Annotated in this window: 17 protein-coding genes; 5 read left to right on the top strand and 12 right to left on the bottom strand. The window is 67.6% G+C overall.

The features are described 5' to 3' along the window. Positions 1–121: 121 nt before the first annotated feature. The gene (locus ACYJP6_RS17460) at positions 122–514 is read right to left on the bottom strand and encodes a RidA family protein (RefSeq protein ID WP_459476309.1); all 393 of its coding nucleotides are present in this window, start codon (positions 512–514) and stop codon (positions 122–124) included. Between the two features lie 320 nt (positions 515–834). Next, positions 835–1,392 carry a hypothetical protein gene (locus ACYJP6_RS17455; protein WP_459476307.1) on the bottom strand — a complete coding sequence of 186 codons (558 nt, stop codon included), beginning with the start codon at positions 1,390–1,392 and terminating at the stop codon, positions 835–837. A 799-nt stretch (positions 1,393–2,191) separates the two neighbouring features. Between ACYJP6_RS17455 and ACYJP6_RS17450 the strand changes: the two genes are divergently transcribed. Further along, a complete protein-coding gene (locus ACYJP6_RS17450) occupies positions 2,192–2,590 on the top strand; it encodes a hypothetical protein (protein ID WP_459476305.1) in 399 nt (132 codons plus the stop codon). 92 nt (positions 2,591–2,682) lie between these two features. Here the strand turns inward: ACYJP6_RS17450 and ACYJP6_RS17445 are convergent, their stop codons facing one another. From ACYJP6_RS17445 to ACYJP6_RS17425, 5 genes are read right to left on the bottom strand one after another with little or no spacing between them, the layout of a single operon-like run. Further along, complete coding sequence (locus ACYJP6_RS17445) at positions 2,683–4,413, bottom strand: acetyl/propionyl/methylcrotonyl-CoA carboxylase subunit alpha (RefSeq protein ID WP_459476303.1); 1,731 nt, start codon at positions 4,411–4,413, stop codon at positions 2,683–2,685. Continuing rightward, the gene (locus ACYJP6_RS17440) at positions 4,410–6,014 is read right to left on the bottom strand and encodes a 5-oxoprolinase subunit B/C family protein (RefSeq protein WP_459476301.1); all 1,605 of its coding nucleotides are present in this window, start codon (positions 6,012–6,014) and stop codon (positions 4,410–4,412) included. Before ACYJP6_RS17440 ends, ACYJP6_RS17445 begins: the two co-directional genes overlap by 4 nt. A 9-nt stretch (positions 6,015–6,023) precedes the next feature. Beyond that, positions 6,024–6,830 (bottom strand): putative hydro-lyase, encoded by an 807-nt coding sequence (locus ACYJP6_RS17435; protein ID WP_058779384.1) that lies wholly within the window; start codon positions 6,828–6,830, stop codon positions 6,024–6,026. Continuing rightward, entirely contained in the window at positions 6,827–7,597 is a 771-nt protein-coding gene (locus tag ACYJP6_RS17430; protein ID WP_459476299.1) for a LamB/YcsF family protein, read from the bottom strand. Before ACYJP6_RS17430 ends, ACYJP6_RS17435 begins: the two co-directional genes overlap by 4 nt. 15 nt (positions 7,598–7,612) lie before the next feature. Further along, positions 7,613–8,845: an NRAMP family divalent metal transporter gene (locus ACYJP6_RS17425; RefSeq protein ID WP_145012858.1), complete on the bottom strand. Its 1,233-nt coding sequence runs from the start codon at positions 8,843–8,845 to the stop codon at positions 7,613–7,615. A gap of 256 nt (positions 8,846–9,101) precedes the next feature. Between ACYJP6_RS17425 and ACYJP6_RS17420 the strand changes: the two genes are divergently transcribed. From ACYJP6_RS17420 to ACYJP6_RS17410, 3 genes are all read left to right on the top strand, one after another. Further along, the gene (locus ACYJP6_RS17420; RefSeq protein ID WP_459476296.1) at positions 9,102–9,770 is read left to right on the top strand and encodes a GntR family transcriptional regulator; all 669 of its coding nucleotides are present in this window, start codon (positions 9,102–9,104) and stop codon (positions 9,768–9,770) included. Between the two features lie 281 nt (positions 9,771–10,051). After that, on the top strand, positions 10,052–11,266 hold the full coding sequence (locus tag ACYJP6_RS17415; RefSeq protein ID WP_459476293.1) for an HD-GYP domain-containing protein: 1,215 nt from the start codon (positions 10,052–10,054) through the stop codon (positions 11,264–11,266). A gap of 344 nt (positions 11,267–11,610) precedes the next feature. Beyond that, positions 11,611–13,230, top strand: coding sequence for a methyl-accepting chemotaxis protein (locus ACYJP6_RS17410; protein ID WP_459476291.1), 1,620 nt, complete (start codon positions 11,611–11,613; stop codon positions 13,228–13,230). 126 nt (positions 13,231–13,356) lie between these two features. On the opposite strand, the gene ACYJP6_RS17405 is transcribed toward ACYJP6_RS17410, so the two are convergent. Further along, positions 13,357–13,896 carry a HutD/Ves family protein gene (locus ACYJP6_RS17405; RefSeq protein WP_459476289.1) on the bottom strand — a complete coding sequence of 180 codons (540 nt, stop codon included), beginning with the start codon at positions 13,894–13,896 and terminating at the stop codon, positions 13,357–13,359. 38 nt (positions 13,897–13,934) lie between these two features. Then, positions 13,935–14,675: a histidine utilization repressor gene (gene hutC, locus ACYJP6_RS17400; protein ID WP_459476287.1), complete on the bottom strand. Its 741-nt coding sequence runs from the start codon at positions 14,673–14,675 to the stop codon at positions 13,935–13,937. 94 nt (positions 14,676–14,769) lie between these two features. On the opposite strand from hutC, the gene ACYJP6_RS17395 reads away from it, so the two are divergent. After that, entirely contained in the window at positions 14,770–16,128 is a 1,359-nt protein-coding gene (locus ACYJP6_RS17395) for a formimidoylglutamate deiminase (RefSeq protein ID WP_459476285.1), read from the top strand. A gap of 39 nt (positions 16,129–16,167) precedes the next feature. Here ACYJP6_RS17395 and hutG read toward each other — a convergent pair whose 3' ends face one another. The 3 genes from hutG to ACYJP6_RS17380 are packed head-to-tail and all read right to left on the bottom strand — an operon-like array spanning position 16,168 to position 19,572. Beyond that, entirely contained in the window at positions 16,168–16,971 is an 804-nt protein-coding gene (hutG, locus tag ACYJP6_RS17390; RefSeq protein WP_459476283.1) for an N-formylglutamate deformylase, read from the bottom strand. Next, a complete protein-coding gene (gene hutI, locus ACYJP6_RS17385) occupies positions 16,964–18,169 on the bottom strand; it encodes an imidazolonepropionase (protein ID WP_459476281.1) in 1,206 nt (401 codons plus the stop codon). Before hutI ends, hutG begins: the two co-directional genes overlap by 8 nt. Then, complete coding sequence (locus ACYJP6_RS17380; RefSeq protein ID WP_459476279.1) at positions 18,166–19,572, bottom strand: purine-cytosine permease family protein; 1,407 nt, start codon at positions 19,570–19,572, stop codon at positions 18,166–18,168. The genes hutI and ACYJP6_RS17380 overlap by 4 nt, the downstream gene beginning before the upstream one ends. Positions 19,573–19,656: the final 84 nt, after the last annotated feature.

Below are 19,656 nucleotides of genomic sequence, written 5' to 3'. Positions count from 1 at the left end.
CCTCTCGGTTGAGCGGCCGCGCTGGCTGGCCTCCCAACCTGGACCGCCTCGCTGGCGAAGTCTCCGGGATAAGGCTTCTGATCGCCGAGTTCCTGAGCAACCCGCGCTGGCGCTATCGAGCCTAGCGCTGCACGGCGATGCACTTGATCTCGACGAGCAAGCCGGGGCGAGCCAGTTCGGCGACGCCCAGGCAGGTCCAGGCGCAGGTGCCGCGGGGAAAGACCTCGTCTTTCACCCGCCGGAAGACCGGCATGTGCTGCTGCAGGTCGACATGGTAGGTCGTCATCTCCACCACATCTTCGAAGCCGCAACCACCCGCCGCCAGGACGACGCGAAGGTTCTCCCAGGCGGCGAGGAACTGTTGCTCCGGGTCGTGGATGACCTCCAGCTGCGGAGTGCGCCCCACCTGGCCTGCGCAATACAGGGTCTTTCCCACCTTTACTGCGGGAACGTAGCCCGCACGCTCGACGAGCAAGGTCATGCTGGCCGGAACGATCAATTGACGGTCCGTCATTATCTCTGCGCCCAGTGGCTAAAGGACCAACGCTAGCATCAGTGGCGCAGCGATGCCTGGCTAGTCGGCATTCAGCGACGCTAGCGGCCGAGCGTACCCACAGTCTGGCGGTGCCCGTTAGCGTTCTTCGCCTGGTCAGGATTCGCGGATGCTCGCAAGCAACCGCTCCTTGCAAGGCAGTTCTCCGGCAGCGCCTGCTCGGTACATTGCCGCGACTTTGCGCACTAACGCCGCCACGAACTCGCTACCCGGAACAGCGCCCTTCCCACAAACCCTTGCCGCCGGCTGCATAGCCGTCCCTGCTGCGCTCGCGCTGGGAATCAGGCGCTCAGCAAGGCCTGGACATGGGTTCGCCAGGCCTTGTGGACCAGCCGCCCTTTGAGCAGGTCGGCGTCTATGTCCGGTAGGCAGGCAATACCGGGATTGTCCCAGTCGTGTTGGAACGCCGAGCGCGAGCGCAACAGCTGGATCTGCGCCAGCACGACCTGTTCTTCCTCGACGGTGCGGCAGGGGTCGATCCAGTCGATGCTGCGGGTCAGTCGATTCACCTTGCCGGCCATGACCAAATGACCGCGGCGATCGGAAACGGCAATGCGCTTCGGGCAGAAACTGAGCACCTTGGGTGCTGTGGGATAGCGCTCCTGGCGTATCGCCGCCAGGGCGATGGGCAGGATGTCCTCGAGCAGACCGCACTGGCCGAGCTCGACATGGCCATCGAGGTGGCGGGTGCCGCGACCGGAGTCTTCCGACACTTCCATCGACCCATGCAGGCGGATGGTGAATTGTCGCTCGAAGAGGTCTTGGCGAAGCGACGTACCGGGTACGTACGGGTTGCTGACGAAGGGCTGGCCTTCGAAGTGTTGAATGATCAGATCCATGATGCCTCCAACGTCCTGGCGTTCATCATGCCCTCGGGGGATTACGAGTTCCTTAAGGCTAGACACCAGCCTTGGCGGTTGCCAGTGGCGTTCAAGTCGCATCCTTGAACGAGGGTATCCCCAGCCGTCTTGTGGGGTAGCAAGCGGGCGGGCGGCCCGCCGCTGTAGGCCGCGTCCTCACCGATCTCAGGACCCAGCTCCGGGCGGGGGCGGACCCTGTGCTGGGGATGACTTCGCCGGTGCGCTGAGAGGCGGGCCAGACCATGCGGAATGGATTTTCGCGGCGTTTGGCCTGCGTGATTGAGCAATTGCCGAGAAAGCGGGTCTACAGCGGCGAACGGGCAGTGAAGCCGTGCAGTATCAGTGCCGAAGGCAGGATGTCATGACGATCCATCTCGATATGATTTTGCGCGTTCTCGCCGCTGGCGATTTTGGTGCTTTCCTGTTCGTCGCCTTTTCCGATAGGTGGCTGGGAGAGCACGCGAGTGATGCCGGCTAGCTTCTTCCGAGCCGATGATGGCCGCCCCCGGATAGCTGCCAGTATCCGGAGGCCTGGTGTCTGTCGAAGCAGGCGCTTTGGGTGTTTCGCTGACCGTTCTCGCGGTCGTCAGCGGATAGGAACAGGCTCGCCAGGTCTGGCCATCACTCGCTGTGGCGGGGTCGTGCTGCTCCTTGCGGCGGTGTACAGGACAGGTCCCGGCCTGCGGCAGTGCCCCTGAGCTTCGTTGCCTGAATCCTGTTCATAAGCCTCGGCCCAGGCTGTACCATTCCCCAGTTTTATCAACGATTACCGGTACTTATGACCGCTTCGCGAAGACCTTCCCGCACGCCGGGCCGCACGGCCAACCCCGATTCGCTCCGCGCCGCCCACGAACAGATCACCCGCAACAATGGCACGCTGGCCGACATCGCCAATCTCATCGAGATGGAAGGCAAGGCCAACGCCTCGCGTCGGCAACCGTTATCCCCCTCCAGCCCCTCGGCCAAAGCCGGTTCCGCTCCCGGCAACCCCCCTCGGCCAGCCCCGGTTTCGGCGAGCCGTGGCCCCGTCCTGGCGCAGCGCCTGTTCGGGATACCGGTGCTGGCGATACTGGGCTGCGCCTTGATCGTGGGCACGGCGGTGGGGATCCCCCTCGGCGTGCTCACCTACGGCACCGAGATCTATTCGGCAGTGATGGACGGCCTGGCGGCCTTCTGATCCGGGCCCCAGCTGGTGTTGGGCCCGAGCAGTTCCCCGCCGTCCTCTGGACGCCCGAGCGGAGCGCGCGCCTGGCAGCAGGCGCGGCGCTTTCAGTCCTCGATGGTCCCCAGGAGCGTACCGGCCGGATGATAGCCGCCCGGTTGCTGGGCGATCACCAGGCGGCCCGCGCAGGGCGCGGTCACCTGGGTTTCCATCTTCATCGCCTCCATCACGGCGACGACCTGGCCGGCCGCGACGGTCTCGCCCTCCGCGACGACCCAGGCATGCAGGTTGCCCGCGACGGCGGCGACCACCGCATTGGCCTGGCGCGCGGGGCTGCCTTCGTCCGCCTTGGCCAGCCCTTCGCCCGGCGCTGCCATCGCCAGGCCGCGCAGCAGGGCGCTGGGCAGGCCGAGGGCATGACGGCGGCCATCGATCTCGACGAAGGTGCGCAGCACACCGTCGTCAGCTGGCTCGCTGCGCGGCGCCAGGGCGATCTGCTCGGCGAATGCCGTCTCGATCCAGCGGGTGTGTACCGCGAAGGCTCCGCCGGTGAAGTCGGCGTGCGCCATCACCGCCTGGTGGAAGGGCAGCACCGTGGCCACGCCTTCCACGCTGAACTCGGCCAGGGCACGGCGGGCGCGGGCGATGGCCTGCTCGCGGGTGGCGCCGGTGACGATCAGCTTGGCGACCATGGAGTCGAAGTTGGGCGCCACCTGGGAGCCGGCCGCCACGCCGCTGTCCAGGCGGATGCCGGGACCGCTGGGCGCGCGGAAGGCGGTGATGGGCCCGGGGGTAGGCAGGAAGCCGCGACCGGGGTCCTCGGCGTTGATGCGGAATTCGAAGCTGTGCCCGCGCGGCGCCGGGACCTCGCTGAAGGACAGCGGCAGGCCGTCGGCGATGCGCAGTTGCTCGATTACCAGGTCCAGGCCGCTGGTTTCCTCGGTGACCGGATGCTCCACCTGCAGGCGGGTGTTGACCTCCAGGAAGGACAGGGTGCCATCCTGGCTCAGCAGGAATTCCACGGTACCGGCGCCGACGTAGCCGGCGGCGGCGCAGATGTCGCGCGCGGAGGCGTGGATGCGCTGGCGCAGGGCGTCGTCGAGGAAGGGCGCGGGCGCTTCTTCCACCAGCTTCTGGTTGCGCCGCTGCAGCGAACAGTCGCGGGTGCCCACCACTTCGACCCGGCCATGGCGGTCGGCCAGGACCTGGGCTTCGATGTGCCGCGGACGGTCGAGGAAACGCTCGACGAAGCATTCGCCACGGCCGAAGGCGGCAGTGGCCTCGCGGACCGCCGATTCGTACAGCTCGGCTACCTCGTCCAGGCGCCAGGCCACCTTGAGTCCGCGTCCACCACCGCCGAAGGCCGCCTTGATGGCGATGGGCAGGCCGTGCGCCTCGGCGAAGGCCAGCACCTCGGCGGCGCCGCTCACCGGGTCCTCGGTGCCGGCCACCAGCGGGGCACCGACGCTCAGGGCGATGCGCCGGGCCTGCACCTTGTCGCCCAGGGCGTCGATGGTGTCCGGGTTCGGACCGATCCAGGTCAGGCCGGCTGCCTGTACCGCGCGGGCGAAGTCGGCGCGCTCGGAGAGGAAGCCATAGCCGGGATGGACGGCATCGGCGCCGGCGCGGCGGGCCACGTCGAGCAGCTTGGCGATGTCCAGGTAGGTCTCGGCCGGACGCTGGCCGTCCAGGCCATAGGCCTCGTCGGCCAGGTGTACGTGCAGGGCGTCGAAGTCGGCGTCGGCATAGACGGCTACCGAGGCCACGCCATAGTCACGGCAGGCGCGGACGATGCGGACGGCGATCTCGCCGCGGTTGGCGATCAGGACTTTTTTCATGGGGTGTTCTCGGCAGCAGGGGAGGCGCTGGGGCGCAGTTCAGCGAAGGGGCCCAGCGGATTGAAGCGGATACGGGCACCGACCGGGATCTGCCCGGCCAGGTCCAGGTGGTGGCTGGCGACGGCGCCGATCACCGGATAGCCACCGGTGAGCGGATGGTCGGCGAGAAACAGCACCGGCTGGCCGTTGGGCGGTACCTGAATGGCGCCCAGGGCGGTGCCTTCGCTGGGCAGCTCGCCGGGCACCTGGCGTTCCAGGGGCGTCTCGCCGGCCAGGCGGATGCCGACCCGGTCGGACTGGGGCGTGACGCGCCAGCTCTGCATGGCCAGGGTCTCCAGGGCGGCGGCGGTGAACCAGTCGCTGCGCGGGCCGAGGACTACGTCGAGCACCACCTCCTGGTCGGCGCTGGGCAGCGCCAGGGGGGCAGTTTCGCTGCAGGACACGGCAGCGCCACCGACCATGGGATAAAAGCCCAGGCGGTCGCCAGCGGCCAGGGGCGCCGGGCCGACATTGGCCAGGGTGTCGCGCGCCAGGCTGCCCAGCACCGGGGCCACGGCGAAGCCGCCGCGCAGTGCCAGGTAGCTGCGCAGGCCGGTGGGCGGACTGCCCAGGTTCAGGCGGTCGCCGTCTTCCAGGAGGAAGGGCTGATAGGGCGCGGGCTGCAACCGCCGTCCGGCACGGGTCAGCACCTCCAGCGGCGCCGGGGCGCCGGTGACGGCGACCAGGGCCTGGCCGTGACAGACGCAGCTGAAGCCACCCAGCAGGATTTCCAGGCAGCCGCTGTCAGGCGCATTGCCCACCGCGCGATTGGCCGCGCGCAGGGCGCCGCGATCCAGGGCGCCGGAAGCGGAGACGCCCTGGCCGGTCTGGCCCGGACGGCCGAGATCCTGCAGCAGGGTACGCAGGCCGGGGCTGAGGATGTCCAGATACTCCGCGGTGATCGGCGCGGCAGGTGCCGCGACCGGTGCCTCGGGTAGGCCGCCTGCCGGCAGCGGGCCGGCATCGCGGAAGCGCACCCGGTAGCCCGGGCGCAGCAGCGCTGGCTCCGGGCGCGTCAGATCCCAGAGGTGCAGGGGCGTTACCCCCAGCAGTTGCCAACCGCCGGGGCTGGCCTGGGGATAGACGGCGGCGAAACCGCCGGCGATGGCCACCGAGCCGGCCGGTACCCGGGTACGCGGCGAGCTGCGCCGCGGCACCTGGAAGCCGGGCCCGCCGCTCAGATAGCCGAAGCCCGGGGCGAAGCCGCAGAAGGCCACCTGGTAGTCGCTGCCGGTATGGCGACGGATCACCTCGGCCACGCTCAGGCCGAGCAGCCGGGCGACATCCTCCAGGTCCTCGCCGTTGTAGTGCACCGGGATCTCGACCAATTTGCCAGCTTCACGGCCGCCGCCGTCGAGGGGCAGGGCGGCGATGTGGTCGACCAGGTCGGCCGCTTTCAGGGCGCTGGGGCGGAACTGGACCAGCAGGGTGCGGGCCGCCGGGACGATCTCCTCGATCCCGGCTAGCGGCCGCGCCTGCAGGGCGTCGAACAGGGCCAGGGTCTCGTCGAGATCGGCCAGCTCCACCAGCAGCGCATCCAGGTTGACGGGCAGAAAACGCAAGGGCTTCTCCTAGACGTGATAGGTGCGATCGGGCACGTCGGTGATGAACATGTGGCCGGGCGCATGGGTGATGGCGAAGGGCACCTTGGAAGCCATGACCGCCGCCTGGGGGGTGACGCCGCAGCCCCAGAACACCGGGATCTCGCCCGGCTCGACACGCACGGCATCGCCGAAGTCCGGCCGCGCCAGGTCGGCGATGCCCAGCCGCGCCGGCTCGCCGATATGCACCGGGGCGCCATGCACCGCCGGATAGCGGGCGGTGATGGTGGCCGCCTCGGCGACCCGCTCGGCGGGGATGGGGCGCATGGACACCACCATCTCGCCATGCAGGCGGCCGGCCGGACGGCAGGCGCGATTGGTGCGGTACATGGGCACGTTGCAGCCGTCGGTGATGTGGCGGATCTCGATGCCGGCTTCCAGCAGCCCGGTCTCGAAGGTGAAGCTGCAACCGATCAGGAAGGTCACCAGGTCCGCGTGCTCGGCCCAGGCGGCGCGGCCGTCGGCCACTTCTTCCGCCAGCACGCCGTCGCGCCAGACGCGATACAGCGGCAGGTCGGTGCGCAGGTCGGCGCCCTCGGCCAGCGGCGTGGCGTAGCTGCCGGCGTCGGTGACGTCCAGTACTGGGCAGGCCTGGGGATTGCGCTGGGCATAGAGCAGGAAGTCGTAGGCCCAGTCGCGCGGCAGGGCGATGAGATTGGCCTGGGTCATGCCGGGGGCGACGCCGGCACTGGGGGCGACCAGGCCGTCGCGGTAGCGGGCGCGGGCCTCGCGGGCGGCGGCGATGGCGGCGTCCTGGGCGGCTTTAAGCGGATTCATGGGTGGACCTCCGTGAAGGCGCGGGGGGTGACCCCGGCGAGTTCGAGATGGCGACGCAGGGCTCGGGCCATGTCCACCGCGCCGGGGCTGTCGCCGTGCACGCAGATGGATTCGGCCTCGATGGGTGTCAGGCTGCCGTCGATGGCTTCCACCACGCCGTCCTGCACCAGGCGCAGCATGCGCTGGGCGATGAGTTCGGCATCGTGCAGCACGGCGCCGGGCAGGCGCCGCGAGACCAGGGCGCCCTCGGGCGTGTAGGCGCGGTCGGCGAAGGCCTCGGCGACGCAGGTCAGGCCGGCCTCCCGGGCCCAGCCGAGCAGCGGCGAACCGGCCAGGCAGACCAGCACCAGGCCTTCGTCCAGCTGGCGCAGGGCGGCGATTACCGCCTGCGCCTGGCGCTGGTCCTGGGCGATGGTGTTGTACAGGGCACCGTGCGGCTTGACGTAGGTCACCCGCGTCCCGGCGGCGCGCGCGAGGGCTTGCAGGGCGCCGATCTGGTAGAGCACATCGGCGGTCAGCTCGTCGCTGGCGATGTCCAGGTTGCGGCGGCCGAAGCCCACCAGGTCGGGGTAGGCGACATGGGCACCCACGGCGACCCCCTTGGCGGCGGCCGCCTGCAGGGTGCGCAGGATCCCGGCCGGATCACCGGCGTGGAAGCCACAGGCGACGTTGGCGCTGGTGACGAGGTCGAGCATGGCGGCATCGTCGCCCATCCGCCACTGACCGAAGCTTTCGCCCAGGTCGCTGTTCAGATCGATGGTCGGCATAGGGTTCTCCCGAAATCAGGCGGCGTTGAGCAGGGCGAAGATGGGGCCGGCGGACTTGACCGCCATGTACCACGACAGCAGGCAGGTGAGGGCGCCGAGCACCAGCAGCCAGCGCGGGTAGTGGTAGCCCTCCATGAGGTCGGAGCGGCGCCAGCCCACGTACATGAATAGGGTCAGGCCCAGCGGCAGGATCAGGCCGTTGAAGCCACCGGCGAACACCAGCAGGGCCGCTGGCGGCTTGCCGATCGACAGGTAGATGGCCAGGGCGATCAGCACGAAGACCACGGTGCAGAGGTTGCGCGCCCGTTCGGTGATGTGCTTCGAGAACACGGTGATGAAGGTCATGGAGGTGTAGGCGGCACCGATGATGCTGCTGATGCCAGCGGCCCAGAGGATCAGGCCGAACACCCGCAGGCCGTATTCGCCGAGGCTGGCGTCGAAGGCCTGGGCTGCCGGGTTGGCGGCCTGGCCGGAGATGTCGATCACCACCCCGCTGGCGACCACCCCGAAGATGGCCAGGAACAGCACGTAGCGGGCGATGCCGGTGACCAGGATGCCACTCAGCGCGGCCTTGGACACGGCGTCGAGGTTTTCCACCCCGACGGTGCCACGGTCCAGCAGGCGGTGGGCGCCGGCATAGGTGATGTAGCCGCCCACCGTACCCCCGACGATGGTGGTGATGGAGGCGAAATCCAGCACGTCCGGGAAGATCGTCTGGCGCAGGGCCTCGCCGACGGGCGGGTGGGAGGCGAAGCAGGCGATCACGATCAGCGCCACCTTGAACACCCCGAGCACCACCATGATGCGGTCCATGGCCACCCCGGCGCGGTGCGACAGGAAGATGCCGATCGCCACCAGGGCGCTGAGGGCGCCACCCCAGGCCGGATCCAGGCCGAGCAGGGCGTTCAGGCCGAGGCCGGCGCCAGCGATGTTGCCCAGGCTGAACACCAGGCCACCGGAGATCACCAGCACCGCCAGCAGGTAGCCGCTGCCGGGCACGGCCGCGTTGGCGATGTCGGAGGCGCGCATGCGGGTCAGGGCGACGATGCGCCAGACGTTCAGCTGCACCACGAAGTCAATGAGGATGGAGGCGAGGATGCCGAAGGCGAAGGCGGCGCCCAGCTTGGCCGTGAAGGTGGCGGTCTGGGTCAGGAAGCCGGGGCCGATGGCCGAGGTCGCCATCAGGAAGATGGCGGCGATCAATGACGAGCGGCGGTCCTTGGTGAAAGCACTGGCGGTCTGGGTCACGGGGGACGTCCCTGAACTGAGGAATCAGGCCTCCAGCAAGGCAACCTCCATGCCATGAACCAGGAAAACGGGATAAATCGTTGATTGAAGATGTATTTATTGTTCAACAATATTGGTTGGATGGTCAGGCGAAATGCACCGGGATGTTACCTAAGTGCCCAAGTGTGCTACCCGATGGTGCACGGTTCCCATCGCTTGCGTACGGCGGCCCCCTCAGACACCATCAGCGCGGCCCTACCTCTATCGGAGCGATCCTGTGACCACTGCGCTGCCTGACCAACCCCGGCCCCTGGGGGAGACGGTCACCGACGAAATCCGCCGCAAACTGGTGGCCGGCGAACTCAAGCCGGGCCAGCGGCTTTCCGAGGCGGCGCTGGCGGAAAGCCTGCAGATCTCGCGCAATACCCTGCGGGAAGCCTTCCGGGTGCTGACCCAGGAGGGGCTGCTCCGGCACGAACCCAATCGTGGCGTCTTCGTCTCCGTCCCCGACATGGCCACCATCGTCGACATCTACCGGGTCCGGCGGCTGATCGAGTGTCAGGCCCTGGCCCAGGCCTATCCACGCCATCCCGGCGCCCTGCGGATGCGCGAGGCGGTGGACGCGGCCCAGCACGCCCGCGATGCCCGGGACTGGGTGGCGGTCGGTACGGCGAACATGGCCTTCCATGCGGCCATCGTCGAATTGGCCGACAGCCCGCGCCTGTCGGCCTTCTACGGGCAGCTGTCCGCGGAGCTCAGACTCGCCTTCGGGCTGCTCAAGGACCCCGAGTTCCTGCACGGGCCCTACCTGGAAATGAACGCCACCATCATCAAGCTGCTGGAAGAAGGCCAGCCCGCTGCGGCCTGCGCCGCCCTGGAAAGCTACCTGGTCCAGTCCGAACGTACCCTGCTGGCGGCCTATGGCAGGTTGAACGCCAAGCGGTAGGGGGAGGAACTGGTATCCCGGCGATTCTGCGGCACTCGTCCGCAGCAGTAGGAGATATCAAACCTTGGGCCGGGACAGCGGATTCACCGCGACGGATGAGGTCAGGGATAGCGCCCCTCGATAAGCGAAAGGGCGGTCACGATGACCTCTGGCTACCGAATTTTGCCGGCTCATCGGTGGGAAAGACCGGTGCGCTTCTAAGCGCCATGGCTTTTTGCTATCAATAGATAGTGCAATTCGCATCTCGAACAGAGCCCTCACCGCGCTCGCCGGGAAGGAAAATGGTTCTGTCCCCCTACAGCGTCCGCCTACATGTCACCCAGTTGCAGCTGGGCATGTACGTCTGCGAGCTGGATCGCCCCTGGGAAGGTACTCCCTTTCTGTTCCAGGGCTTTCCCATCCAGAACGTCCACGAGATTCGCACGCTGCAGGAAACCTGCGAGTTCGTCTGGGTCGACCGGCGCCAGAGCAGGACGGTGGAGGCGATATCCGCCGCCACGCCGATCAGCGCCCAGACCAAGATCCATGCCATCGACTACCGGGACGCGGTCCAGGTCGCCGAGCCGGTGTGGCGCGAGGCGCGGGACGTGTCGATACGGATGCTGAATGCGGTCAGGTTCGGCAAGGAACTCAATGTCGGCGAGGTACGCCGCGCGGTCGGCGAATGCGTCGAGAGCGTCCTGCAGCATCCGGCGGCGAGTCTCTGGCTGGCGCGGATCAAGGACCGTGACGAATACACGGCCGAACATTGCCTGCGGGTCTCCCTCTATGCCATCGCCTTGGGCAAGGAGCTGGGAATGTTGCCGCTGGAGCTGGAAGAGCTCGGGGTCTGCGGCATGCTGCATGACGTGGGCAAGCTGAAGGTGCCGGACGCAATCCTCAACAAGCCGGGGCGGTTGACCGAGGAAGAATTCCTCGTCATGCAGGCCCATACCACCTTCGGTTACCAATTGCTGATGGGTAACAGCGAGGTGCCTCCTGCGGCAGTGGATGTGGCCCATTCCCACCACGAGCGCATGGATGGACGGGGCTACCCCCGCCAATTGCCGGCCCAGCGGATTCCCTTCAAGGCCAAGATCATCGCCGTGGTGGATGCCTACGACGCCATCACCAGCGACCGGGCCTACAGCCAGGGACGCTCGAGCCTGGAAGCGTTGCGCATTCTGTTCGAGGCCAAGGGCACGCAATTCGACGAGGCAGTCGTCCTGGCCTTCATCCAGCTGATCGGCGTCTATCCCCCTGGCGAGATCGTCGAACTCAATACCGGCGAGGTGGGGATCATCATCGGCGTCGAGGCGAACAGCAAGCTGAAGCCGCGGGTGCTGATGGTGCTGGACGCCGAGAAGCAGCCGCGACCGGAGCGAGTCATCGACCTGGCGCTCGATCCCCTCGATGGTCTCGGCCAGCCGATACGCGTCCGCAGCGTAAAGCCGTCCGGTGCCTACGGCATCGATATCGACCGATACCGCAGCAAGGGGCTGGTCGTACCGGCCTGAGCCTGACGGCCGCCCTCGTTTCTCCAATAGTCTGACAGGCGCCCAACCTGGCCAGCGCCTCTTCTATCCGTCCAGGCCCAGGGGGAAGCTGACCAGGCGTCAGCGTCCGTTACCGCCAGGCAGCAGGCGGTAACGCGGCGCCAAGCGCGGGTGGCCATCACACCTGGCTTCGCTACCTTTTGCGCCAGCGCCTGGTCGCTCCGTCACCCCTCCGACTTCCGCCTGGTGACCCCTTTGGCAAGGCCGTGCCAGCACTCTGCCATGTCCGATTAAAGTTTTCGTATGGTGAGCCGACATCGTACATATTGTAACAATGATTATCGAAACAATACCGAGGTGGCCGCATGTTCGCACGCTTGAGCATTTCGCAACGGATCCACGCCGGCTTTGCGGCGATGGTCATCATCATCGCTGCCCTGATAGCGGTCAGCTATCTCGGTTTCACCCGGATGCAGGAGTCCACTCGCTGGAACGTCCATACCTATGACGTGCTGCGCGAGCTGGACACCACCCTGCAACAGCTGGTCGATATGGAAACGGGCATGCGCGGCTACGTGATCACCGGTCGCGACGCCTTTCTCGAACCGCTCAAGAGCGGCGCCCAGAACTTCGGGGTCCATGTCCAGCGCCTCGCCGACCTCACCGCCGACAACCCGGAACAGCAGCAGCGTATCGCCGAACTGCGCAGGCTGCAGACCGCCTGGGACCAGGAAGACCTCCAGCCGCTGCTGGCCCAACGCCGCGCCCAGGCGGAAGGGGTACCGGATATCGCCCTGGTGACGCGGATCGCCGAAGCCCGGGACAAGGCGAAGATGGATGGCATGCGGACCCTCATCGCGCGCATGGCGCAGAGCGAAAGCACCCTCCTGGCCACGCGAACCCAGGCGCTGGAAGCCGCCAACGGGCAGCTGTTGCTGATTCTCTTCGGTGGCGGCCTGGTGGCGGCCTTGCTGGCGCTGGTGACTTCCCTGTCGCTGGGACGCGGGACCCGGAACCGCCTGCAGGTGGCCATAGATGCGGCCAATGCGGTGGCAGAGGGCCGGCTGAATACCCGGATAGACACCGACAGCAACGATGAACTGCCCAAGGCCCTGGATCGCATGCAAGGCAGCCTGCGCGAGATGGTGCAGCAGATCGGCGGCGCCGCCCACCAGTTGGGTCAGGCCGTCTCCCAGATCAACGGCGCCTCCCAGCAACTGGCAGGCACCGCGACCGAGCAGTCCAACTCGGCGTCGTCCATGGCGGCCACCATCGAGCAGCTCTCGGTCAGCATCAGCCACGTGGCCGAGAGCGCCGAGGAAGCCCACCGCCTGACCACCCAGTCCGGGCAGCAGTCCAGTGAGGGCAGCGAGGTCATCCAGGCGACCTTGCACAGCATGAACAGCATTGCCCAGACCGTGCAGAAATCCGCCGAACAGATCAGCGAGCTGGGCCAGCACTCGGACCATATCTCCTCGATCGTCAGCGTCATCCAGGGCATTGCCGACCAGACCAACCTGTTGGCGCTCAACGCCGCCATCGAAGCGGCCCGGGCCGGCGAGCAGGGCCGTGGCTTCGCCGTGGTGGCCGACGAGGTCCGGCTGCTGGCCCAGCGCACCGGCAAGTCGACCCAGGAGATCTCCGGCATGATCGCGAAGATCCAGGAGGGGGTCCGCCATACCGTGAGCAACATGCAGGTCGGGGTCAACGAGGTGGAGCGGGGCGTCGACCAGGCGGCCCAGGCCGGTGACGCCATCGTCGGGATTCGCGATGGCTCCAGCAAGGTGGTGCAGGTGGTGGATCAGATTTCCTTCGCCCTGCGCGAGCAGAATGCCGCCAGCCAGGACGTGGCACGCAACGTCGAGCAAACCGCGCAGATGTCCGAGCGCAACCGGGCCGAGGTACAGAACATCCTGCAGACCAGCGAATCCCTGGCCGATCTGGCGCGGGGACTGGAACGCCAGGTGGCTCGTTTCAGCCTGTAGACGCGTAGTGCTAGCGTTCTGTAGCTAAGCGACTACCCAAGTGGCATAACGAGGGCGCTGACGTCGATCTCGATGCTCCATCGCTACCGGACGCCGAGTGAAGCAAGACTGTGCCGCCTCCGGGAATCAGTCGAGGGCTAGCAGCCGGATCACACAGAGCTGCGCGGTCCCTTGTATAGTCAACTGAGGTGGCGTTGATTGCGGTGGCAGGTACAGGGCGTCCAGCGGACCGAGGGTCACCGACTCCTGGCCGTGCAGGACCTGCACGGATCCCTCGCCGCAGAACAGGGTCAGCGTCCGAGGATCGGCGAGCTGCAGGGCGCCGGCTACCGCTATCCATTCCAGTTCGGCGTCATAGCGGTCGGCGCGATAGATCAGGTTGAGGTCGCGAATGGGCCCCTCGAGCAGCTCGCAGCTGACGCGGGCCTCGCCGGAGAAGACGTATGGCTGCCAGCGACCCAGGGCTGGCGTGGTCACTTCGTCGATCTGCAGCCGCATGCCGGCACCTGCGATCACGCTGATGATCCGCGTCAGGCCGGCGAACGGGGAAAAGGCCCCGGATTGCGTCACGTCTGCCAATGACAGGCGCCAGCCGAAGTCGGCCGCCGAGGCGGGCGTATCGCGCGCGATCTCCAGGGTGGTACCCAGACCGTTACGCCAGGGCATGCGCCGGTGCCCCGCTGCGGGAAGCCACGTGAATCCGCTCATGAGCCGAAATGCCCTTCCAGTCGATAGCGACTGCCCGGGTACAGCAGCCTGGCGCTGGTGACGGTGCGGCGGCCCGACCAGGTACGTCGACGGATCAACAGGCAGGGCTCCTCGGCGGGAATGCGCAGCAGTTGCTGCTCCTCGTGGGAGGCAAGGACCGCCTCGACCACATGCTCGCCTTCGGTCAGGGGGGCGAGACGATTGAGGTAGACGTAGGGGGTTTCGCTGCCGAAGTCCTGGTCGAGGTACTCGGGTGCCACCGCGGGATTGACGTAGCGATCCTCGATCTGCACCGGTACGTCGTTTTCATAGTGCACGATCAGCGAGTGGAACACCGGTTGGCCTTCGCGGACGCCTAGTGCCATCGAACGCTCGCCGTTGGCCGTTTCACTGCCCATCCGGATCACCTCGAGTCGATGGCGGTGGCCCCGGGACGCGATCTCGTCGGCGATGTTGTGCACCTCGAAGAGGGCGGCCTGGCCCTTGGGTTCGGCGACGAAGGTGCCAACGCCCTGCATCCGCACCAGCAGGCCGTCGCTGGTCAGCTCGCGCAAGGCGCGGTGCACCGTCATGCGGCTGAAGCCCAGCTGGGCGACCAGCTCGGCCTCGGAGGGAATCTTCTGGTGCGGCGGCCAGGCGCCCGAATGGATCTGCCGCAGGATGAGTTGCTTGACCTGCTCGTAGAAGGGCGCGGGTGCGGCCTTGGGCGCTTGGGCGGGAGTCGAGGATGACGGCATGAGGGGCCCCTTGGAGGACAGACAGCAGTTTACCGAATTCGCTTATGTCTGTATATGTATATACATGTTAGCCATAGCTAGGATGAGGTCGATTATGCCGGCTTTTTTTGCGGAAAGGGCGCTGCTACCCGAAGGGTGGGCGATGGACGTGCGCCTGGAGGTAGACGCGCAGGGCTATCTGCTCAGCGTCCAGCCCCAGAGTTCGTCGGACGGCGCTGAACGTGTGCAAGGCCCGCTGCTGCCAGGCATGCCCAATCTGCACTCCCACGCCTTCCAGCGGGCCATGGCCGGCTTGGCCGAGGTGGCGGGTGCCACGCAGGACAGTTTCTGGACCTGGCGCGACCTGATGTATCGCCTGGTGGGCCGGCTCGAGCCGGAGCAATTGGAGGTGGTGGCACGCCAGCTGTATATCGAGATGCTCAAGGCCGGCTACACCGCCGTGGCCGAATTCCACTACGTGCACCACGATCCTCAGGGCACCCCCTACGCCGATCCTGCCGAGCTGGGCGGGCGTATCGCCCAGGCGGCGCGCAGTGCGGGTATCGGCCTGACCCTGCTGCCGGTGCTCTACAGCTACAGCGGCTTCGGTGCCCAGGCGCCGACCGCGGGCCAGCGGCGCTTCCTGCATACCACCGACAGCTACCTGGAACTTTTGCCCCGCCTGGCGGGGGTGCTCGATGACCGGCAGCGCCTGGGCCTGTGCTTTCACTCGTTACGCGCCGTCAGCGGCGAGCAGCTCGCCACGGTATTGGCGGCGACGGATGCCCGCTGGCCAGTGCACATCCATATCGCCGAGCAGCAGAAGGAAGTGGACGACTGCCTGGCCTGGAGCGGGCGGCGGCCACTCGAGTGGCTGTACGACCAGGTGGCGGTGAACGAGCGCTGGTGCCTGGTCCATGCCACCCACGCGCTACCCCACGAGGTCGCCCTGATGGCGCAGAGTCGGGCCATCGCCGGCCTCTGCCCGACCACCGAGGCCAACCTGGGCGACGGGATTTTTCCGGCGACGGATTTCCTCGCCGCCGGTGGGCGCTTCGGCATCGGCTCGGACAGCCATGTGAGTGTCAGCCCGGTCGAGGAGCTGCGTTGGCTGGAGTATGGCCAGCGCCTGCGCGACCAGCAGCGCAACCGCCTGGTCGGCGCGCGCCAGCCCAATGTCGGCCACCAGCTGTTCGAGCAGGCCCTGCAGGGTGGCACCGCCGCCCTGGGCCAGCAGATTGGCGCGCTGGAGCCCGGTCGGCGTGCCGACTGGGTGGTCCTGGATGGCGCCGATCCCTACCTGTCCAGCGCACCGGCGGAGGCCGTGCTCAACCGTTGGCTGTTCGCTGGCGGTGATCGCCAGGTAAGGGACGTGATGGTCGGGGGGCGTTGGGTCGTGCAGGAGGGGCGACACCCGGACGAGGCCGCCAGTGCCAAGGATTTCGCCCAGGTACTGCGCACCCTGCTCGCTTGACGGGAGAGGTGGTCCCCGACCGAGTCGGGGACCTTGGGCTCAGCGGCCGTAGCGCTCGCGTCCCCAGCTGAGCGCCGCTTCCAGCAACTGGCGCAGGACGTCCTGGGTAGGGATGGCGCGATCTTCTCGATAGCCGAAGGGCGGCGCCTCGTCCATGTAGGTGCACTGTGTCAGCTCCAGTTGCACGGCATGGATATGCTGGTCGGGGGCGCCATAGTGGCGGGTGATGAAGCCGCCCTTGAAGCGACCGTTGAAGACGTGGGTCAGGCGTTGCTGGCCACTGGCGACCGCCTGCAGCCGGCTGGTCAGTTCCGTAGCGCAGCTGGCCCCGTCGAAGGTGCCGAAGTTGAGATCCGGCAACTGGCCGTCGAACAACCGCGGGATGCGCGAGCAGATGGAATGGGCATCCCACAGCAGCGCATAGCCGAAGGTCTCGCGCAGGCGCTGCAGCTCCGCCACCAGGGTCTGGTGATAGGGTCGCCAGATTTCCTCCAGTGCCTGTTGGCGGGCCAGGGCGTCCGGCGCCTGGCCGTCGCGGAACAGCGGGCTGCCGTCGAAGAGCACCTCGGGAAACAGCCCGGTGGTGGCGCTGCTGTAGAGGGGCACGTCATCGTCGGGTCGGTTCAGATCGATGACGTAGCGTGAATAGAGCGCCTCCAGGCGGCTGGCGCCTAATTCCTCGGCCATGGCATAGAGCCGGGGGATGTGCCAGTCGGTGTCGGCGAGGGCCTGGCCGGCGGGCACCAGGCCCTGCTCGACCGCGGCGGTGAGGCGGGTGCCGGGATGCGGCATGCTGATCAGCAGCGGCACCTGGCCGCGAGTGAACTTGAAGGTGTCAGACACGGGTGAGCTCCTTGCCGTGGCGGATGATGCGGGTGTCGAGCTGGCCGCCGAGCCAGTAGGCCAGCTCGGCGGGACGGGTGATGTCCCAGGCGATGAAGTCGGCGTACTTGCCCGCTTCCAGACTGCCGTAGCTATCCGCGAGGCCGAGCGCCCGGGCAGCGTTGAAAGTGACGCCGGCCAGGGCTTCTTCCGGGGTGAGGCCGAACAGGGTGCAGCCCAGGTTGAGCATCAGCCGCAACGACAGCACCGGCGAGGTGCCTGGATTGGCGTCGCTGGCCAGGGCGATGGGCACGCCCTGGGTACGCAGGGCGGCCACCGGAGGCAATTGCGTCTCGCGCAGGGTGAGGAAGGCGCCGGGTAGCAGGACCGCCACGGTACCGGCGGCGGCCATGGCCACCACGTCTTCCTCGACCAGGTACTCGAGGTGGTCGGCCGACAATGCGCCATAGCGGGCCGCGAGCGCCGCACCGTGCTGCACCGACAGCTGTTCGGCGTGCAACTTGACCGGCAGGCCGAGCTGGGTGGCGGTCTGGAAGACGCGCTCGACCTGGGCCGGGGAAAAGGCCAGGTGCTCGCAGAAGGCATCCACCGCATCGACTAGACCCTCGGCAGCCAGTTGCGGGAGCCAGTCGTCGCAGATGGCAGTGATGTAGTCATCGGCGCGGCCGGCGAATTCCGGCGGCAGGGCGTGGGCGGCCAGGCAGGTGGTGCGGACCGTGACCGGCAATACCTCGCCCAGTCGGCGCGCTACCCGCAGCATCTTGCGTTCGCTGGCCAGGTCCAGGCCGTAGCCGGATTTCACTTCCAGCACGGTGACGCCTTCGGCCAGCAGCGGGCGGGCGCGGCGCAGGGCGCTGGCCAGCAATTCGTCCTCGCTGGCGGCGCGGGTGGCGCGGACGCTGCTGGCGATACCGCCGCCGGCCGCGGCGATCTCGGCATAGCTGACACCCTGCAGGCGCTGCTCGAATTCGCCACTGCGATCACCGCCGAAGACCAGATGGGTGTGGCAATCGATCAGGCCGGGTGTGACCCAGGCACCCCCCAGGTCATGGCGTTCGCTGATCGCTATCGAGGGCAGCTCGGCCAGCGGGCCCACCCAGTGCAAACGCTCGCCATCGACCAGCAGGGCCGCATTTTCCAGGACGCCATAGACCCCATCGACCAGGGTGGCGGCATGGCAGTTGTACCAGAGCTTCATGGAGTGTCCTCGCGCAGGGGATAGGCCGGGGCGGTCGCGCGGCGGCGGGCCAGCAGCCAGTAGAGCAGGGCCGGTACCAGCAGGCCGATGACCCAGGAGATGTCGACCCCACCCAGGTGGGCGACCAGCGGACCGGTGTAGAGCTTGGTCGACAGGAAGGGCAGCTGGATCAGCACGCCGATGACATAGACGGTCAGGCCAGTACGGTTCCAGCGCCCGTAGCGGCCATCCGGGTCGGCCAGTGCCGCCAGGTCGTAGCGTTCCCGGGTGATGAGGTAGTAGTCGACCAGGTTGATCGCGCTCCACGGCGTGAAGAAGGTCAGCAGGAAGAGGATGAAGGACTTGAACGCCAGCAGGAAGGCGCCTTGGCCGAGCAGGGCGATAAGGGTGGCCGCCCCGACGATGGCCAAGACGAACAGCAGTCGCTGCCGCGGGCTGATCTCCACTTCGCCGCGGAAGCCGCTGATCAGGGTGGCGAGGCACATGAAGCTGCCATAGGAGTTCAGGGTGGAGATGGTGACCTTGCCGAAGGCGATGCTGAAATAGAGCAACGCGGCCGTGGCGCCGCTGCCACCCAGGCCGACGATGAAGGCGACCTCATGGCCGGCGAAGCGGCCGTTGGCCATGGCCGCGGCGAAGACCCCGAGCACCATGGCGGTCTGGGCCCCCAGCACCGAACCGGCGCCCACCGCGAGAAAGGTCTTCAGCGGCGAGGTGCGGGCGGGCAGGTAGCGCGAGTAGTCGGCCACATAGGGGCCATAGGCGATCTGACAGGAGGCGGCCAGGGACACGGCGAGCAGGAAGCCGCTCCAGCTGAACTGCCGATTCTGCAGCAGCGTCGGTACGTCGCCAACGCTGAGCACCCGGCTGAACAGGTAGCAGAAGGCGATCACCCCCAGGACGCTGGCCAGCCGCCCCAGCAGGTGGATGGCTCGATAGCCCAGCACCGTCACCAGCACGATGACCGCGGCGAAGATCAGGATGCCCAGGCTGTCGCTGACCTGGAACAACTGGCCGAGCGCCTGCCCCGAGAGCACCGTGCCGGTGGCGGTGAAGCCTAGGTACATCAGGCAGATCAGCACCAGGGGCACGGCCGCGCCCTGGACGCCGAACTGGACGCGACTGGAGATCATCTGCGGCAGCCCCAGGCGCGGGCCCTGGGCGGCGTGCAGGGCCATCACCGTGCCGCCGAGCACCTGGCCGAGCAACAGCCCCCAGAGCGACCAGAAGACATCGCCGCCCAGCACCACGGCGAGGGCGCCGGTGACGATGGCGGTGATCTGCAGATTGGCCCCCAGCCAGAGGGTGAACTGGCTGTACAGCCGGCCGTGACGTTCGTGGGGTGGGATGTAGTCGATGGAGCGCCGTTCGATCAGCGACGGCGCGGAAGCGGACTCGGACATACAGGACCTGCGCGATGATGTGCCGCCACCAGTGCCCATCGCAGGCAGCCGGGGAGGCCGGAACCCGGAAAGGCGCTGGCGGCG

It is taken from the genome of Pseudomonas sp. No.117, from assembly GCF_054558395.1.
The sequence above is the reverse complement of the archived record's forward strand: the minus strand, read 5'-3'. Positions and strand labels throughout refer to the sequence as shown.

What these genes read in the sequence shown, in the direction of transcription:
- ACYJP6_RS17395 (WP_459476285.1), top strand. Translation starts at nt 14,770, where the DNA reads ATGCCGGCTTTTTTTGCGGAAAGGGCGCTGCTACCCGAAGGGTGGGCG.
- ACYJP6_RS17450 (WP_459476305.1), top strand. Translation starts at nt 2,192, where the DNA reads ATGACCGCTTCGCGAAGACCTTCCCGCACGCCGGGCCGCACGGCCAAC.
- ACYJP6_RS17455 (WP_459476307.1), bottom strand. Translation starts at nt 1,392, where the DNA reads ATGGATCTGATCATTCAACACTTCGAAGGCCAGCCCTTCGTCAGCAAC.
- ACYJP6_RS17380 (WP_459476279.1), bottom strand. Translation starts at nt 19,572, where the DNA reads ATGTCCGAGTCCGCTTCCGCGCCGTCGCTGATCGAACGGCGCTCCATC.
- ACYJP6_RS17410 (WP_459476291.1), top strand. Translation starts at nt 11,611, where the DNA reads ATGTTCGCACGCTTGAGCATTTCGCAACGGATCCACGCCGGCTTTGCG.
- ACYJP6_RS17430 (WP_459476299.1), bottom strand. Translation starts at nt 7,597, where the DNA reads ATGCCGACCATCGATCTGAACAGCGACCTGGGCGAAAGCTTCGGTCAG.
- ACYJP6_RS17435 (WP_058779384.1), bottom strand. Translation starts at nt 6,830, where the DNA reads ATGAATCCGCTTAAAGCCGCCCAGGACGCCGCCATCGCCGCCGCCCGC.
- ACYJP6_RS17405 (WP_459476289.1), bottom strand. Translation starts at nt 13,896, where the DNA reads ATGCCCTGGCGTAACGGTCTGGGTACCACCCTGGAGATCGCGCGCGAT.
- hutC (WP_459476287.1), bottom strand. Translation starts at nt 14,675, where the DNA reads ATGCCGTCATCCTCGACTCCCGCCCAAGCGCCCAAGGCCGCACCCGCG.
- ACYJP6_RS17415 (WP_459476293.1), top strand. Translation starts at nt 10,052, where the DNA reads ATGGTTCTGTCCCCCTACAGCGTCCGCCTACATGTCACCCAGTTGCAG.
- ACYJP6_RS17460 (WP_459476309.1), bottom strand. Translation starts at nt 514, where the DNA reads ATGACGGACCGTCAATTGATCGTTCCGGCCAGCATGACCTTGCTCGTC.
- hutI (WP_459476281.1), bottom strand. Translation starts at nt 18,169, where the DNA reads ATGAAGCTCTGGTACAACTGCCATGCCGCCACCCTGGTCGATGGGGTC.
- ACYJP6_RS17445 (WP_459476303.1), bottom strand. Translation starts at nt 4,413, where the DNA reads ATGAAAAAAGTCCTGATCGCCAACCGCGGCGAGATCGCCGTCCGCATC.